The following is a 16313-nucleotide window of genomic DNA, read 5'->3' as shown; positions in this document are numbered from 1 at the left end:
ATGCAGTCCTTGGCGGGGCCGGAACGGTCTTCCCTCCACTTCCATCAACAGAACAGATTTCAAGGAGATACCCATGCGTGTGTATGACAGGCATTTCATCGGCGGTTCGTGGATCGAAAGCGCGGGCCGCGAAACCAGGACGGTCATCAATCCGGCTACGGAGGAAGCGGTCGCATGGCTGACCCTGGGCAATGCGCAGGATGTCGATACCGCGGTGACCGCAGCGCGAGATGCCTTTGAACGCTATGGTGCAAGGCCGGTCGCCGATCGCATCCAGCTTCTGGAACGGATTGTCGGGGAATATCAAGCGCGGGCAGGCGATCTGGCCAAGGCGGTCAGCGAGGAAATGGGCGCGCCGATATCCTTTGCGCAGGCCGCGCAGGTCGCCGCTGGCCTGGGCCAGATCATGGGAACACTGGCGGCGCTTCGCGATTTCCCGTTTGAGGAACAGGTGGACGGCGCCCGCATTCTGCACGAACCGATCGGTGTCGTGGGCTTGATTACGCCATGGAACTGGCCGCTCAACCAGATTTGCGCAAAGATCGCGCCGGCGCTTGCCGCTGGCAACACGATCATCCTCAAGCCGTCCGAAGAAACCCCTGGATGCGCCGTGATCCTGGCCGAGATTCTCGAAAAGGCGGGCGTACCAGCCGGAGTCTTCAATCTGGTCCATGGCGATGGGCCGGGGGTCGGCTCCGCCATGTCCCGCCATGCCGGCGTCGACATGATCAGTTTCACAGGATCGACGCAGGCGGGCATTCTCGTCGCCCAAGCCGCGGCTCCGACCGTCAAGCGCGTCCATCAGGAACTGGGTGGGAAGGCAGCCAATCTGGTGCTTCCCGGCGCCGATCTGGCGTCCATATTGCCGCTGACCGTGCAGGGAGTGCTCGCCAATTCAGGGCAAAGCTGCATCGCGCCCACCCGGATATTGGTTCATGAAGCGGAGTTGGAAGCCGCTACGGCCATCATTGCCGCCATCATGCAGGCTGTGGACGTGGGTTCTCCGGACCAGCCGGGTCTTCACATCGGTCCGGTCGTCAACAAGGCGCAGTTCGAGAAGATCCAGCACCTGATCGATTCCGCCATTGATGAAGGCGCGACACTCGTCGTCGGCGGCCCGGGCCGGCCAGAGGGACTGGACAGGGGCTATTTCGTGCGCCCCACGCTTCTTGCCGGAGTTCATCCCGGCATGCGGATTTTCCGTGAGGAGACATTCGGTCCCGTTGCCACCATCACCAGCTATCGTGACCTGGATGAAGCTGTCCGCCTGGCCAACGATACGGTTTACGGGCTGTCGGCGGTCATTTCGGGAGATCCTGCCAAGGCTGCGGCCGTAGCGCCACGGATTCGGGCGGGGATCGTCACCATCAACATGTGGGCCAGTGGCATGACCACGCCCTTCGGTGGCTACAAACAGTCAGGCAATGGCCGGGAAGGCGGCAAATATGGCTTGGCCGATTTCATGGAAGTGAAGGCCGTCCTGGGCGCCGCCTGAAGGTCGAAACAACAGAATAATTGGGAGCGGATTCATGGATTTCACGCAGACGGATCGCGAGCTGGACTTTCAGCGACGGGTACGCGATTTCATGCAGGACGAGGTCAGGCCGTCGGCCGGTGACTATGCGCGCGAACTGGCGAGCGGAGATCGCTGGTCGGCATTGCCGGTGATCGAGCGGCTGAAAGCGAAAGCCAAGGCGGCCGGGCTCTGGAACCTTTTCATGCCGCCGGCCCATGAGGCGTTGGTTGACGACAGCTTCCTGTTTTCCGGCGAACGCCTCACGAACCTCGAATATGCGCTGTGCGCCGAGGAAATGGGACGCATCGCCTGGGCGTCGGAACTGTTCAACTGCTCCGCGCCCGACACGGGCAACATGGAAGTGCTGCACCGCTATGGAACGCGTGCACAGAAGGACCGTTGGCTGAAGCCGTTGATGGATGGAGAGATTCGCTCTGCCTTCCTGATGACCGAACCGGAGGTTGCCTCGTCTGACGCGACCAATATCCGCACCTCCATCCAGCGGGCGGGTGATCACTATGTCATTAACGGCCGCAAGTGGTGGTCGTCCGGTGCGGGCGACCCGCGATGCAAGGTCGCCATCGTCATGGGCAAGACCAATCCGGATGGCGACAGACATCGCCAGCAGGCCATGATCCTGGTCGATCTCGACACGCCCGGCGTGAAGATAGAGCGAACCCTGTCGGTTTACGGCTATGACCACGCACCCCATGGCCATGCCCAGATCGCGCTCGACAATGTTCGCGTTCCTGCTGCAAACCTGATCCTGGGGGAGGGGCGTGGGTTCGAGATCGCGCAGGGCCGCCTGGGGCCGGGGCGCATTCATCACTGCATGAGGACTATTGGCGCCGCCGAGGAGGCGTTGGAAGCCATGGCCCGTCGGCTGCTCAGTCGGACGGCATTCGGCAAGCGCATCGGTGACCATTCGGTCTGGGAGGAACGGATCGCCCGTGCCCGCACCGAAATAGAAATGACGCGCCTGCTCTGCCTGAAAGCTGCCGACATGATGGACCGCGCCGGGAACAAGGCAGCGCGCGACGAAATCGCGATGATCAAGTTACAGGCGCCGCAAATGGCCTTGCGGATTATCGATGATGCTGTCCAGGCGCATGGTGGCGCCGGGGTTTCGGACGATTTTTCCCTGGCGGCGGACTGGGCACACATCCGCACGTTGCGTCTTGCCGACGGTCCGGATGAAGTTCACGCCCGCGCCATCGCCCGGTCGGAATTTGCTCGCTATCCGGAAGTCAGGGCATGACCGATATCGATGCAGCCAGCCTGTCCCGATGGCTGGTGCAAGCCGCAGCCCGCCATGCACCCGTCCTGCGCATCGAAAAATTCGCAGGCGGCCAGTCCAATCCCACCTACCGGGTTGGCACGGCCGACGGCGATATCGTGTTGCGGCGCAAACCCTTTGGCCCGCTTTTGCCCTCCGCCCATGCGATTGAGCGCGAATATCGCCTGCTCAGCGCGCTCCAACCCACGGGCTTCCCTATCCCGCGCCCCATCGCCCTGTGCCAGGACAGCGCGGTTATCGGCGCGCCCTTCTACCTGATGGAGATGGTGAAAGGGGCCAATCATTTTGACGGCGCCCTGCCCGAAGTGCCGAGGCGGGAACGGCGGCGCGTCTATGAAACGATGATCGATACCCTGGCTGCGTTGCACAAAATCGATTATGCCGCGCTGGGCCTTGAGGATTTTGGCCGCCCCGGCAATTATTTCACCCGGCAGGTGGGTCGCTGGACCACACAATATCGCGCCGCCCAGACCGAGGAAATCGCTGAGGTCGAAAGGCTGATCGACTGGCTGCCCCGCACTGTACCCCTGCAGACCGCGACGTCCATCATCCATGGCGACTATCGAATCGACAATTTGATCTTCGCGCCGGATTATCGCCAGGTCAGGGCCGTAATCGACTGGGAACTGGCGACCATCGGCGATCCGATAGCCGACTTTGCCTATCTGGCCATGAACTGGGCATTGCCCAGGGACGGTCGTGCTGGATTGGCGGGCATCGATCTGGACCGCGAGGGCATACCCACGCTGGATGAGGCCGTTCAGCGCTACTGTACGCTGACAGGGCGTGAGAGCTTGCCTGATCTGCACTGGTACTTCGCCTATAATCTGTTCCGCCTCATCGGCATCCTTCAAGGCGTCAAGAAGAGGCTGGCCGACGGCAATGCCTCCAGCACCCAGGCCGCGACGGCGGTGGAACAAATAGGCACACTGGCCCACGCCGCGTGGGATCAGGCGCAAAGGGCCGGAGCCGGTCGTTAATCACGCGGGAAGAAAGCCGCCGGAGCTCTGGAGAGGAAATCCATGGAACTGTTCAACCTGACCGGGAAGGTCGCGATTATCACCGGATCCACGCGCGGGATCGGCCGAGCGATTGCCGAAGCCTATGCGGCGGCGGGTGCCCGCGTGGTGATCTCCAGCCGCAGGCAGGCCGCCTGTGAGGAAGTCGCCGCCGCGATCAACGCTTGCCATGGTGAAGAACGCGCGATCGCCATTGCCGCCAGCATCTCCGACAAGGCGGCACTGGAGGCGATGGTCACCGAAACGCGAAAACGGCTGGGCGGCATCGACCTGCTGGTCTGCAATGCCGCAACCAATCCCTACTACGGCCCGATGGCCGGGATCAGCGATGAGCAGTTCCGCAAGATCTTCGACAACAATGTCCTCGCCAACCACTGGCTGATTTCCATGATCGCACCTGAAATGGTCGCGCGCCGGGACGGTGCGATCATCCTGATCTCCTCTATTGGCGGGCTGGTCGGATCTGACGTGATCGGCGCCTATAACATCTCCAAGGCGGCTGATTTCCAGCTCGTGCGCAATCTGGCGGTGGAACTCGGACCCCATAATGTCCGGATCAACGCCATCGCGCCCGGTGTGATGCGCACCGATTTCGCCCGCGCGCTGTGGGAGGATCCCAAGGCTGAGGCCGCCCTGCAAAAGGCGACGCCGCTCGGCCGCATCGGTGAGCCGGAGGAGATTGCCGGCGCCGCCCTGTTCCTGGCGGCAAAGGCGGCGACGTACATGACTGGACAAACGATCGTGGTGGACGGCGGCGCTACGGCCCGGGGCGTCCTGTGACCGGGCGCTTCTCCTCCCGCAATGTCGTGGTGACTGGCGCCGGATCGGGGATCGGCCGGGCAGCGGCAATAGCCTTCGCGCGGGAGGGTGCGCATGTGCTGGCCTTTGACATCACCGATGCGGTCGAGGATGTCGCGGCAAGCCATCCGTCCATCACTGCCATGCGCGGCGACGCGGGCAGCGACGCCGATGTGGCGGCGTTGGTCGCGGCGGCGGCGGGTCGTCAGGGAGGACTCGGCATTATCGTGGCCAATGCAGGTGTCAGCGGCGGCATGGCGGGCCTGCTGGACCAGAGCGCTGAAGATTGGGCCGCGTTGCTGAGGGTCAACCTGATCGGTCCGTTCCTGGCGATCAAGCATGGTGCGCGCGCGATGCTGGCCGCTGGCGGGACGGGCGCCATCATTTGCACGGCCTCCGTGGCGGGCCTGCGCGCAGGAGCGGGTGGTCCTGCCTATTCCGCATCCAAGGCAGGTGTCATCAATCTGGTGCAGACTGCAGCGCAACAGCTCACCGGATCGAATATCCGCGTGAATGCGGTCTGCCCCGGCCTGATCGAAACCGGCATGACCCAGCCGCTTTACGACAATGCCCGCACCCGTGGCCTCGAGCATCAGATTGGCCAACTCAATCCGCTGCGCAGAGGCGGTCAGGCGGAAGAAATCGCGCAAGCCATCGCATTCCTCGCTTCCGACGACGCCAGCTACGTCAACGGCCAGGCTCTGGTCGTCGATGGCGGGCTGTCCTCATCCCATCCCTTCCCTCGCCGCAGGCAACTGGGCGAAACCACATTTTGAAACACAGAGGCATCATGATCGAGACTCAGCTCCACGGCGATATTCTGGAAATCGCGATGGCCAACGCGCCGGTAAACGCCCTCGGCACGGCTGTGCGGCGAGGGCTGGCGAACGCCATCAGCAATGCGCAGGCCGACAATGCCGTCAGGGCAATCGTGATCCGGGGTGCGGGCCGCATGTTCTCGGGCGGCGCCGACGTCACCGAATTCGACCAGCCGCTCGCCGATCCATCCCTGCCCGTCGTGATCGACGCCATAGAGGCAAGCGGCAAGCCGGTCATCGCGGCGATCCACGGCATGGCGCTGGGCGGAGGTCTGGAAGTGGCGCTCGGCTGCCATTACCGTATCGCGACGCCGTCAGCGAAACTGGGGCTTCCGGAGGTCAAGCTGGGCCTGCTGCCCGGTGCGGGCGGCACCCAGCGCCTGCCTCGCCTCACGGGTGTCGAGGCCGCACTCCAGATGATCGTCTCGGGTGATCCGATCCATGCCTCACAGGGCGTCGACATCGGCCTTGTCGACCGTCTGGCCGATGAGGCAACGCTGATGCAGGACGTCATTGCCTATGCCCGTTCGCTGGGCAGCGTGCGGCGGACGAGCGAACTGCCGGTCAGGGCCGACGCATCGTTGTTCGAACATTTTGTGGCCGACCAGGCCACCAGGATTCAGGGGCTGGATGCCCCCCAGGCCTGTGTCAGTGCGGTGAAGGCAGCAGCGAACATGTCTTTCCGCGAAGGCCTGGCCAAGGAAAGCGCGCTGTTCGCGGCGCTGATGGAAGGCAATCAGTCGAAGGCGCTGCGGCATGTCTTCTTTGCCGAGCGCGCGGCAGCCCGGATCGATGGGCTGCCCACCGACGTCGCCCTGCGCCCCATCCGCAAGGTCGGCGTGATCGGCGCGGGGACGATGGGCGGCGGCATATCCATGAACTTCCTGTCCTCTGGCATCCCCGTGACGATTGTCGAAATGACGCAGGACGCGCTGGATCGCGGCGTGGGCATCATACGCCGCAATTATGAAGCAACCGCCGCCAAGGGACGGCTGACCGGCGAACAGGTTGAAAGTGCCATGGGCCTGCTGACCCCCAGCCTCGATTTCGCGGCTCTGGGCGACTGCGATCTGGTGATCGAAGCGGTCTATGAGAATATGGACGTGAAGAAGGAAATCTTCGCGCGGCTGGATGCCGTCGCGAAGCCGGGCGCAATGCTCGCGTCAAACACCTCCTATCTCAGCATTGATGATATCGCCTCCGCGACGAGGCGGCCCCAGGACGTGCTGGGCCTGCACTTCTTCTCACCCGCAAATGTCATGAAGCTGGTCGAAGTGGTGCGCGGCGCCCGAACGGCGCCCGATGCATTGGCGACCGGCATGGACCTTGCCCGGCGGATCGGCAAGGTGCCGGTGGTCTCACGCGTCTGTTACGGCTTCATTGGTAACCGCATGCTCATTCCGCGCCAGGACAATGCGACGCAGCTGCTGCTGGAAGGCGCGACGCCCGAACAGATCGACCGCGTGCATACCGCCTTCGGCATGCCCATGGGGCCGTTCCAGATGGCTGATCTTGCCGGAGTGGACATTGGCTGGCATCGCGATCCCGATCGCATCGAAACAATCCAGGATGCGCTGTGCGCAGAGGGCCGTTGGGGCCAGAAGACCGGCGCGGGTTATTATGACTATGGCGAAGGCCGCAAGCCGAAGCCGTCGTCCGTCGTTACCCGGATCGTCGATGCCTTCCGCGCAAAGGCAGGCGTCACGCCCCGCACCATTTCCGATGAGGAGATCGAGGTTCGTACCCTCTATTCGATGATCAACGAAGGCGCGAAGATTCTGGAGGAAGGAATCGCCCAGCGGGCCTCTGACATCGATGTGGTCTGGATCTACGGCTATGGCTGGCCGCGTCACAAGGGAGGCCCGATGTTCTGGGCCGGGCAGACCGGACTTGCCGCGATCGTCGCGGGCCTGGAACACTATGGCGACCGACTCGGTCCGAATTTCGCCATTTCGCCGCTGCTGAAGGTCCGCGCTGCGACCGGTGGCACGTTGTAAGGCCCCAAAGGAGGGACCTTCAGCCGTAAACTATAACAGGAGAGGATCATGCCCCTTCGTTTTCCCGCCGCCGCGCCGGAAGCCTATCATTTCCCGCTCACGATCGGCCATCTGCTCGACAGCGCCATGCTGTCGGCGGCCGATCAGGAAATCATCTATCGCGACAAGCATCGCTACACCTATCGCGGCTTTCATGATCGCATCGGGCGGCTGGCGTCGCTGCTCTCCGGACTGGGTGCCGAGGAAGGCTCGACCGTCGCGATGCTCGACTGGGACAGCCATCGCTATCTGGAGGCCTATTTCGCCGTTCCGATGATGGGTGCTGTGCTGATGACCGCCAATGTCCGCCTCCCGTCGGAACAGCTATGCTACACTCTCAATCATAGCGGCGCCGAAATCCTGATCGTGCACCGCGACTTCTTCCCGCTGGTGGAGACCGTCCTGCCCCAACTTCCCGCGGTGAATGCGGTGGTCGCGATCATGGATGGGGCGGAAGGCCCGCTGCCGACCTGGGCAACCGGGGAATATGAGGCGCTGTCCGCCGCCGCGAGCGCGGATTTCCCATTCCGCGATTTCGATGAAAATGCACTGGCGACGACATTCTACACGACCGGCACGACCGGCAATCCAAAGGGCGTCTGCTTCACCCACCGCCAACTCGTGCTCCACGCCTTGGTCGCCAGGGCCCCCTTCGGCGTCAGCGCGCTCAGCCCCAGTTTCGGCGCGGAATCGGTCTATATGCCCTTGACCCCCATGTTCCATGTCCATGCATGGGGCATGCCCTATGTGGCGACGATGCTGGGACTGAAGCAGGTCTATCCCGGCCCCTACGAGCCGGAAATGATCTGTCGGCTCCGGGCCGAACATGGCGTCACATACTCCCATTGCGTCCCGACGATCCTGAAGATGATATTGGATGCGGCAGACCGGACGGGGGCTGATCTCAAAGGTTGGACCATGACGATCGGCGGCGCGGCCCTAACGCAGGCGCTGTGCGCCGAAGGTCGACGGCGAGGCATGAACCTGGTGGCGGGCTACGGCATGTCGGAAACCGCGCCCATCATTGCGATCGCACGGCGGCGGCGGGACGACGACGGCCAGGAAGTCGCCATTGTCGAGGCGTTTTGCACCAGCGGTATTGCCGTCCCTCTCGTCTCCGCCCGGATCGTGGACGGGGACATGAACGTCCTGCCCGCCGACGGCACCACGCGCGGAGAACTGGTGCTGCGCGCGCCATGGCTAACGTCCTGCTATGTGGGCGATGACCAGGCTTCGGCGGCGCTCTGGAGCGGTGGCTGGATGCATACGCAGGACATCGCGACCCTGGACGAACGGGGCAATATAATGATCCGCGACAGGCTGAAGGACGTCATCAAGACCGGCGGGGAATGGATCGATTCCATCATGCTGGAGGAACTAATCTGCACCGTCGAAGGCATCGCGGAGGCTGCCGTCATAGCCCTGCCCGACCTGCAATGGGGCGAACGTCCGATGGCCGTGGTCGTGCCGCAGCCCGGATTCACGCCAACGCTGCACGCGATCAATGCTCCCATTCTCGCCGCGATACAGCGCGGCGAAGTCACCCGCTACGCGAAAATCGGGCATTTCGCGACCCTCGACGCCTTGCCGAAGACCAGCGTGGGCAAGATCGACAAGAAACTGCTCCGCACGCAATTCCCACAAGGACCTGCCCAATGAATCTGGACTTCACCGCGGAGGAGGAATCCTTCCGCGCCACCGTTCGCGAATTCCTGCGTGACAATCTGCCAACGGTTCTCTCCGAAAAGGTAAGAACCGGCAAACGGCTGACCAAGCAGGACATGGAGCAGTGGCATGCGATACTGAACCGCCGCGGCTGGCTGGCGAACCATTGGCCTGTCGAACATGGCGGCACGGGCTGGACCTTTGCCCAGTCCTATATTTTCGACCTGGAATGCGCGCTCGCGCACGCGCCGCGCATCATTCCCTTCGGCCTGTCGATGCTGGGGCCCGTCCTCATCAAATTCGGGTCAGAAGAACAAAAGGCCTATTGGCTGCCCCGCATTCTGGACGGCACGGACTGGTGGTGCCAGGGCTATTCGGAACCGGGCGCGGGATCGGATCTCGCCAGCCTGAAAACCAGCGCGGTGCGCGGCAGGGATGCCGGGGGCGACCATTATATCGTCAACGGTCAGAAAACCTGGACCACCCTTGGCCAACATGCCGACAAGATCTTCTGCCTCGTCCGCACGTCGAACGAGGGAAAGAAGCAGGAGGGCATTTCATTCCTGCTGATCGACATGGCGACACCGGGCGTGGAAATACGTCCCATCACCCTGCTCGACGGCGAGCAGGAAGTGAACGAAGTCTTCTTCACCGATGTTCGGGTGCCGATCGAAAATCTGGTGGGCGAGGAGAATAAGGGCTGGACCTACGCCAAATATCTCCTGACCTACGAGCGCACCAACATAGCGGGTGTTGGCGCTTCGATGGCGGCCTTCGATCATCTGCGGCACATCGTCGCGGCGCAGATCAAAAATGGACGGCCCCTTGCCGAAAACCCCTTCTTTACTGCCCGGATGGCGAAGCTCGAAATCGATCTTGAGAATATGAAGACCACCAATTTGCGGGTTCTGGCTGCGGCCGGGCACGGGGTAGCGCCGGTCGCGGAAAGTTCGATGCTCAAGATTCGCGGAACCGAAATCCGGCAGGAAATCACAAGCCTCACCCGGCGCGCGCTGGGAAGCTATGCGCATCCCTTCGTATCGGAAGCGCTGGACGAGGACTTTAACGGCACTCCCGTCGGCCCTTCCTACGCAGCGCCTGTCGCGGCCGATTATTTCAACAATCGAAAACTGTCGATCTTTGGTGGCTCGAACGAAGTCCAGCGCGAGATCATTACCAAAGCCATATTGGAGCTTTGACATGGATTTTCATCATGATGAGGACCGGCAGATGCTGGCCGACATGCTCGGCCGCTACCTGCAGCAGAAATATCCTGTAGACCAGCGCCACGCGATCAGCGCGTCGGAGCGCGGATGGTCCGCCGAACATTGGACGGCGATGGCCGAACTCGGCATCATCGGCGCGCTCTTTTCCGAGGAAACAGGCGGTTTCGGCGGCAAGGGCTTCGACATCGCCGTGATTTTCGAACAGCTTGGCAGGGCTCTGGTCGTCGAGCCTTTCCTCGGTACGCTGATGGCCGGCCGCGCGCTTGCCCGATCTGGCACACAGGCGGACCTGCTGGCCGAAGTGATTGCGGGAACAAAGCTTCTCGCCTTTGCCCAGGGCGAGGCACATAGCGGTGATGACCTGACCCGGATCGCAACGCAGGCGCATCAGGCAGGCGATGGATGGCTGCTCAACGGCGGCAAGGCGGTCGTCCCGCAGGTCGAGGAGGCCGACCACATCCTTGTTGGTGCGCGCTTTTCCGGCGCAGCGGGCAACGAAGCGGGCGTGGGCCTGTTTCTCGTCGATAAGGGTGCGTCGGGTCTCAGGGTCCATGGCTATCCGCTGATCGATGGAAGCCGTGGTGGGGATCTGATGCTAACGGACACGCCGGCCAAGCGGGTTTCGGAAAATGGCCATGCCCTGATCGAAGATGCCATTGCCGCCGGCATCGTTGCCCTCAGTTGGGAAGCGGTGGGGGCCATGGACATGCTCAAGGCCGCGACGCTCGACTATCTTCGGACGCGCAGGCAATTCGGCATGCCGATCGGCAAATTTCAGGCGCTCCAGCATCGCATGGCAACCGTCGCCCTGGACATAGAACAGGCGCGATCCGCTGCCATTAATGCCGCAGCCGCGCTCGAAGGGCCACGTACAACACGGGAACGCGCCGTTTCTGCCGCCAAATACACGATCGGCTGGGTTGGCGCGCTGGCCGCCGAAGAAGCGATCCAGATGCACGGCGGCATCGGGATGACCTGGGAACTGCCGCTGTCCCATTATGCGAAGCGGCTTGTCATGATCGATCACCAATTGGGCGATGAAGATCATCATCTGGAACGATTCATCGCACTGGGCAGCGCCGCATGAAGAGTCCGGACGACTTTCTGCCTTCGCGAGAGATGCTCGAATTCCAATTGTTCGACTGGCTGGATGCGGGTGCCCTGACGGATCGGGATGTGCTGTCCGCGATCATGGATGCCGCCCGGCAACTCGCCGTTGATGTCTTCATGCCGCATTACCGGCAGGCCGATATCGAGGAACCCCGGCTGGAAGATGGCAGGGTACGCCTGTGCCCTGCGATCCATGTCGCCCTGCGCGCCTATGCCGAGCTCGGCCTTTCGGGCGTGAGCTTCCCCGAAAAATTGGGCGGCCTAGGTTTGCCCTACACCGCCTCGCTCGCCCTGCACAGCATCTTCGCAGCCGCCAATATCTCGACGATCGGCTACGCAATGCTGACAGCAGCCAATGCCCGCCTGATTTCGACGTTCGGCACATCGCTTCAGGTCGAGCGGTTCGCATATCCTCAGATCAAGGGCCGCTGGTTCGGAACCATGTGTCTGTCCGAACCGCAGGCCGGTTCCAGCCTGGGCGACATCAGGACTCGCGCCGTTTGCGAGGGAGAGGATGAACTCGGCTTCCGCTATCGGCTGACCGGCAATAAAATGTGGATTTCAGGCGGCGACCAGGATGTGAGCGAGAATATCGTGCATCTCGTGCTGGCCAAGGTGGCGCGTCCCGACGGCAGTCTACCGGAGGGATCGAAGGGCATTTCGCTTTTCATTGTGCCTCGGATACTCCCGGACGATACGGTCAACGACGTCAGCGTCGCCGGTCTCAACCACAAGATGGGCAATCGCGGCACTTCGAATTGCCTGCTCAATTTCGGCGAAGCCGATGGCGCCATAGGCTGGCGTGTCGGCGCGGAGGGAGAAGGGCTGGCCCAGATGTTCATGATGATGAACGAGGCCCGGATCTCGGTTGGCATGGGGGCTGCAGCGTTGGCCTATCGCGGCTATCGCCACGCCCTGCGCTATGCGCGGGAACGCGTGCAAGGTCGCGTGGCCGGAATGCAGGGCGGCGCCGCCATCCCCATCATCGACCATCCCGATGTACGGCGCATGCTGCTGCAACAAAAAATTTATGCCGAGGGAGCGTTCGCCCTGTGCCTTTATTGCGCACGGCTGATCGATACCGGCGGGGAAGAGGCGGAAAGCCTGCTATCTCTGCTCACGCCGGTGGCCAAAAGCTGGCCGTCCGAATTCGGCCTGATCGCCAATGATCTCGCGATCCAAGTTCATGGCGGCTATGGTTATACGCGCGATTTCGAGGTGGAACAGCTTTGGCGCGACAACCGGCTCAATCCGATCCACGAAGGCACGACCGGCATTCAGGCCATCGACCTGCTCCGTCGCAAAATATTGACGTCCGACGGCCGATCGCTCGCCCTCCTGCGGCATCGGATCGCCGCAACCGCCGATCAGGCGCACAAGGCAGCGGAATGGTCTTCGCTGGGCTCTGCCTTGCTGGCCTATTGGGACAAGGTTGAGGAGGTTGTCGATGGCCTGCGGCTGCGCGTCATGCCCGAAGCGCTGGATGACGCGACCCTGTTCCTGCGTGCCTTTGGGCATGGCATCCTCGGCTGGCTCTGGCTCGATATGGCGCTCAAGGGCGTATCGTTCGCCAATGACACGCTTCGGGCGGGGCTCAATTACGCCTGCCGCTTCTTCTTTGACACTGAACTGCCGCAGGCCCTCGCCTGGTTGTCAGTTGTCGAACGACATGGCGATCTTGCCCGCGCCATGCCGGAGGACGCGTTCGCGTGACTGCGCTGCCAGAGGCTTTGCGGGCCGAGATCGGCATCGTGCGTCATTCGGATTGGATCGTGGTGGATCAGGCGATGATCGACCGCTTCGCCGACGCCACCTGCGATCATCAGTTCATCCATGTCGATCCCGTCCGCGCGGCCACCACGCCCTTCGGCGGCACCATTGCGCACGGCTTCCTCACCTTGTCGCTGTTGCCCCACCTCCAGAACTCGATATCGCGCCCGGCCGCGCCCGCCGCCAGCATCGAGGTGAACTATGGGTTGGACCAGGTGCGCTTCATCCATCCCGTACGTTCGGGCAGCCGTATCAGAGCCGCCTCGACACTTGTTTCAGTCGTGGAAAAGACGCCCGGATCTTTTCAGCAGACGCTGAAGATGACCGTCGAGATCGAAGGGGCGGACAAGCCTGCTCTGGTCGCGCTTTGGCACATCCGCTTCATGATCTGACGCCCTCTTCTGACAGGAGTTTCCTATGCGCGACGCCGTTATCGTTTCCACCGCCCGCACCCCGATCGGCCGGGCCTATAGAGGCGCATTCAACGCCACCCCTTCCCCCACGCTGGCCGCGCACGCTATCCGCGGGGCGGTCGAGCGATCGGGTGTCGATCCAGCCGAAATCGACGATGTGATCCTTGGCGCGGCACTTCCACAGGGCGTGCAGCAAACGATCGGCCGTACCGCCGCGCTACGCGCCGGTCTCCCGGTCACGGTGGCGGGCATGACGATGGACCGGCAATGCTCGTCCGGTCTCATGGCGATCGCCACCGCTGCCAAACAGGTGATCGTCGACCGTATGGATGTGGTCGTCGCCGGCGGTGTCGAGTCCGTCTCGATGGTTCAGACACCCGAACTGCGCGTCAGCCCGGATTTCGAATTGCTCAAGATGGTGCCGGACATCTACATGCCGATGCTGCAGACCGCCGAAGTGGTCGCCGGGCGCTACGGCATCTCGCGGGAACGGCAAGACGTCTATGCCCTGCGTTCCCAGCAACTTACTGCCCAGGCGCAGGCCACCGGCGCCTTCGACGAGGAAATCATCCCCGTCACCGCGACAATGTCCGTCACCGACAAGGCGACCGGCGAAACCTCCGCGAAAGAGGTGACGCTGACCAAAGACGAGAGCAACCGGCCCGATAGTTCGGCCGACGGGCTGGCGGCGCTGAAGCCTGTGGTCGCAGGTGGCGTGATCACCGCCGGCAACGCGTCGCAACTCTCCGACGGTGCTTCGGCTTGCGTCGTGATGGATGGCGCCCTGGCTGCAAAGCGAGGTCTTGCGCCTCTGGGCCGCTATGTCGGCATGGCAGTGGCGGGTACCGAGCCCGACGAAATGGGCATCGGCCCTGTCTTCGCCGTACCTCGCCTGCTCGAACGCTTCGGGCTTGCGGTAGACGATATCGGCCTGTGGGAGCTCAACGAAGCCTTCGCGGTGCAGGTGCTCTATTGCCAGGACCGCCTCGGCATCCCTGACGAACGGCTCAACGTCAACGGCGGCGCGATATCGATCGGTCATCCTTATGGCATGTCGGGCGCGCGCATGGTTGGCCATGCGCTGATCGAGGGCAAGAAGCGCGGCGCGCGCCATGTCGTCGTGACGATGTGCATCGGCGGAGGCATGGGCGCGGCCGGCCTGTTCGAGGTGCTGTGATGAAGGCGCTGCTTTCCCTCCGGGCGGGCGGCCCCGAGACGCTGCAGCTTAGCGAACTGCCCACGCCCGAGCCCGGTGCGGGCGAACTGCGCGTGGCCACGATCGGCTCGGATGCGATGACTGCACAGGTCACATCGGGCTGGGGCTCGACGCGGGAGAAGCCAAGGTCGATCTCGCCACGCTGCAGCGCCTTGGCAACGGCGGGCGAAAAGTCGCTCGAGACGCGGAAATCGATCTCCTTTAGCTGGTCGCGCAGGATTTGCGTGACATGAGGGAGGCACTCCACTTCTTGTCCGGTCAGGAAACCGACCGAGAAGCTGGCCTTGGCCGGGCGGGCGGCGACGGCCTCGGCAGCCTGAGACAGTGCCAAACAACGCCATTCGTCGAGTCGGGCACGTGTCGCCTGCGTTATCAAACAGCTATCCTCGCCATCGCCCCCAAGGCACCGCTTTTCATTCTGCCCCACGCTCGGATCGCGCCAGTCGCCGGCCGGTGGCCAAAGTCTGAATGACGAAAAGGAGAATGAGGATAAATCCGACTGTCCCAACAAACAGGTCGAAGCCTGACAGACGTCCGAAATATCCTGGACCAGAACCCAGAGCCATCATCATCAACGTCAGCGCGATGAGGATCAATCGCAATTCGGTCGGGCCCGCTGCGAGATAAGACAGCTTGAACTCTCCCAACACGCGCGCGGAAAGGTAGGCGTGGATCGAGAGTAGCAGATATCCAGCAAGCGCCACCATCGCGACGTCCATGGTGACGAACGGACTAAGGCCAATACCGGTAAGGATGAACAGTGTCGCAAGCCCATCGCAGCTATGATCGATGAAATAGCCATAGGACGGACGTTCGATGCGGCGAAAGCGAGCGATGCTCCCATCCATCGAATCCCCAAACCATTGGACGACATAACCGGCGATGGCGAGCAACAGCCAGGATGAATGTAGATTGCTCCCCACGTAGCCTAGAAAAATCATGCATGCGCCGAACATGCCCAAGGCCGTCAGGCGATCAGGCGTGACGTACGGCGGCATTTGAGCGCACAGCCAGTTCAGTAATTTCCGCTCTTTCGCGGCAAGCCAATTTTCTTGAATACGGAAAAGGGCGGCTGAATTCTGTAAAGGAATTGTCATAGTCCCTTATGAAGCCGTCAGTCTCGATAGGCAATGTGGGAATGGTATTGCCTCCAATTGCTTCCAAGGCATTTCTGACGACCAGAAGCGGTCGGCAGATTGGCTTGCCGGCGGGCCTGTTACTCGACACTATAATCCGTAGTTCAGGCAGAAATCAGGAGCTCCTTTTTGGCCATCCGCCCATTGCATATTCTGCCCGTCGTCATCGCATTTAGCAGCTGTTCACCAAGTCGGCCAAGTGCAATGAACGTCCAATCTGAACTCGAAATCTGCTACAGAGATTATATCTATAAGGGCGAGGATAGATGGAGCGCCATTATCCGTTGTCCGAC

The 16313-nt window shown here is 62.3% G+C and carries 14 protein-coding genes; 13 read left to right on the top strand and 1 reads right to left on the bottom strand.

Going from position 1 to position 16313, the window contains the following annotated elements; all coding sequences use genetic code 11:
• Positions 1 to 73 precede the first annotated feature (73 nt).
• From MRBLMA1_RS06900 to MRBLMA1_RS06840, 13 genes are read left to right on the top strand one after another with little or no spacing between them, the layout of a single operon-like run.
• Positions 74 to 1495, top strand: a complete 1422-nt coding sequence (locus tag MRBLMA1_RS06900) for an aldehyde dehydrogenase family protein (protein ID WP_363735787.1) — start codon at positions 74 to 76, stop codon at positions 1493 to 1495.
• A gap of 34 nt (positions 1496 to 1529) precedes the next feature.
• Positions 1530 to 2774 (top strand): acyl-CoA dehydrogenase family protein, encoded by a 1245-nt coding sequence (locus tag MRBLMA1_RS06895; protein WP_363735786.1) that lies wholly within the window; start codon positions 1530 to 1532, stop codon positions 2772 to 2774.
• The gene (locus MRBLMA1_RS06890; RefSeq protein ID WP_363735785.1) at positions 2771 to 3793 is read left to right on the top strand and encodes a phosphotransferase family protein; all 1023 of its coding nucleotides are present in this window, start codon (positions 2771 to 2773) and stop codon (positions 3791 to 3793) included. The genes MRBLMA1_RS06895 and MRBLMA1_RS06890 overlap by 4 nt, the downstream gene beginning before the upstream one ends.
• A gap of 42 nt (positions 3794 to 3835) precedes the next feature.
• Positions 3836 to 4612 (top strand): SDR family oxidoreductase, encoded by a 777-nt coding sequence (locus tag MRBLMA1_RS06885; RefSeq protein ID WP_363735784.1) that lies wholly within the window; start codon positions 3836 to 3838, stop codon positions 4610 to 4612.
• Positions 4609 to 5406 carry an SDR family NAD(P)-dependent oxidoreductase gene (locus tag MRBLMA1_RS06880; protein WP_363735783.1) on the top strand — a complete coding sequence of 266 codons (798 nt, stop codon included), beginning with the start codon at positions 4609 to 4611 and terminating at the stop codon, positions 5404 to 5406. Before MRBLMA1_RS06885 ends, MRBLMA1_RS06880 begins: the two co-directional genes overlap by 4 nt.
• Before the next feature lie 14 nt (positions 5407 to 5420).
• A complete protein-coding gene (locus MRBLMA1_RS06875) occupies positions 5421 to 7445 on the top strand; it encodes a 3-hydroxyacyl-CoA dehydrogenase NAD-binding domain-containing protein (protein ID WP_363735782.1) in 2025 nt (674 codons plus the stop codon).
• Positions 7446 to 7493: 48 nt separating this feature from the next.
• Entirely contained in the window at positions 7494 to 9143 is a 1650-nt protein-coding gene (locus MRBLMA1_RS06870) for a long-chain-fatty-acid--CoA ligase (RefSeq protein ID WP_363735781.1), read from the top strand.
• Positions 9140 to 10348, top strand: coding sequence for an acyl-CoA dehydrogenase family protein (locus tag MRBLMA1_RS06865; RefSeq protein ID WP_363735780.1), 1209 nt, complete (start codon positions 9140 to 9142; stop codon positions 10346 to 10348). Before MRBLMA1_RS06870 ends, MRBLMA1_RS06865 begins: the two co-directional genes overlap by 4 nt.
• A 1-nt stretch (position 10349) precedes the next feature.
• Positions 10350 to 11462, top strand: coding sequence for an acyl-CoA dehydrogenase family protein (locus tag MRBLMA1_RS06860; protein ID WP_363735779.1), 1113 nt, complete (start codon positions 10350 to 10352; stop codon positions 11460 to 11462).
• Entirely contained in the window at positions 11459 to 13198 is a 1740-nt protein-coding gene (locus tag MRBLMA1_RS06855; protein WP_363735778.1) for an acyl-CoA dehydrogenase, read from the top strand. The genes MRBLMA1_RS06860 and MRBLMA1_RS06855 overlap by 4 nt, the downstream gene beginning before the upstream one ends.
• A complete protein-coding gene (locus tag MRBLMA1_RS06850) occupies positions 13195 to 13647 on the top strand; it encodes a MaoC family dehydratase (RefSeq protein ID WP_363735777.1) in 453 nt (150 codons plus the stop codon). Before MRBLMA1_RS06855 ends, MRBLMA1_RS06850 begins: the two co-directional genes overlap by 4 nt.
• A 25-nt stretch (positions 13648 to 13672) precedes the next feature.
• Positions 13673 to 14845, top strand: a complete 1173-nt coding sequence (locus tag MRBLMA1_RS06845; protein WP_363735776.1) for an acetyl-CoA C-acyltransferase — start codon at positions 13673 to 13675, stop codon at positions 14843 to 14845.
• Positions 14845 to 15117 (top strand): hypothetical protein, encoded by a 273-nt coding sequence (locus MRBLMA1_RS06840; RefSeq protein WP_363735775.1) that lies wholly within the window; start codon positions 14845 to 14847, stop codon positions 15115 to 15117. The genes MRBLMA1_RS06845 and MRBLMA1_RS06840 overlap by 1 nt, the downstream gene beginning before the upstream one ends.
• Before the next feature lie 180 nt (positions 15118 to 15297).
• Here the strand turns inward: MRBLMA1_RS06840 and MRBLMA1_RS06835 are convergent, their stop codons facing one another.
• On the bottom strand, positions 15298 to 15981 hold the full coding sequence (locus MRBLMA1_RS06835) for a CDP-alcohol phosphatidyltransferase family protein (RefSeq protein WP_363735774.1): 684 nt from the start codon (positions 15979 to 15981) through the stop codon (positions 15298 to 15300).
• Positions 15982 to 16313: the final 332 nt, after the last annotated feature.

The organism is Sphingobium sp. LMA1-1-1.1, from assembly GCF_040676365.1.
Taxonomy (GTDB): domain Bacteria; phylum Pseudomonadota; class Alphaproteobacteria; order Sphingomonadales; family Sphingomonadaceae; genus Sphingobium.
The sequence above is the reverse complement of the archived record's forward strand: the minus strand, read 5'-3'. Positions and strand labels throughout refer to the sequence as shown.

Coding starts and splice junctions, on each gene's coding strand:
- MRBLMA1_RS06865 (WP_363735780.1), top strand. CDS start 9,140: ATGAATCTGGACTTCACCGCGGAGGAGGAATCCTTCCGCGCCACCGTT.
- MRBLMA1_RS06855 (WP_363735778.1), top strand. CDS start 11,459: ATGAAGAGTCCGGACGACTTTCTGCCTTCGCGAGAGATGCTCGAATTC.
- MRBLMA1_RS06895 (WP_363735786.1), top strand. CDS start 1,530: ATGGATTTCACGCAGACGGATCGCGAGCTGGACTTTCAGCGACGGGTA.
- MRBLMA1_RS06900 (WP_363735787.1), top strand. CDS start 74: ATGCGTGTGTATGACAGGCATTTCATCGGCGGTTCGTGGATCGAAAGC.
- MRBLMA1_RS06885 (WP_363735784.1), top strand. CDS start 3,836: ATGGAACTGTTCAACCTGACCGGGAAGGTCGCGATTATCACCGGATCC.
- MRBLMA1_RS06840 (WP_363735775.1), top strand. CDS start 14,845: ATGAAGGCGCTGCTTTCCCTCCGGGCGGGCGGCCCCGAGACGCTGCAG.
- MRBLMA1_RS06875 (WP_363735782.1), top strand. CDS start 5,421: ATGATCGAGACTCAGCTCCACGGCGATATTCTGGAAATCGCGATGGCC.
- MRBLMA1_RS06870 (WP_363735781.1), top strand. CDS start 7,494: ATGCCCCTTCGTTTTCCCGCCGCCGCGCCGGAAGCCTATCATTTCCCG.
- MRBLMA1_RS06835 (WP_363735774.1), bottom strand. CDS start 15,981: ATGACAATTCCTTTACAGAATTCAGCCGCCCTTTTCCGTATTCAAGAA.
- MRBLMA1_RS06860 (WP_363735779.1), top strand. CDS start 10,350: ATGGATTTTCATCATGATGAGGACCGGCAGATGCTGGCCGACATGCTC.
- MRBLMA1_RS06890 (WP_363735785.1), top strand. CDS start 2,771: ATGACCGATATCGATGCAGCCAGCCTGTCCCGATGGCTGGTGCAAGCC.
- MRBLMA1_RS06845 (WP_363735776.1), top strand. CDS start 13,673: ATGCGCGACGCCGTTATCGTTTCCACCGCCCGCACCCCGATCGGCCGG.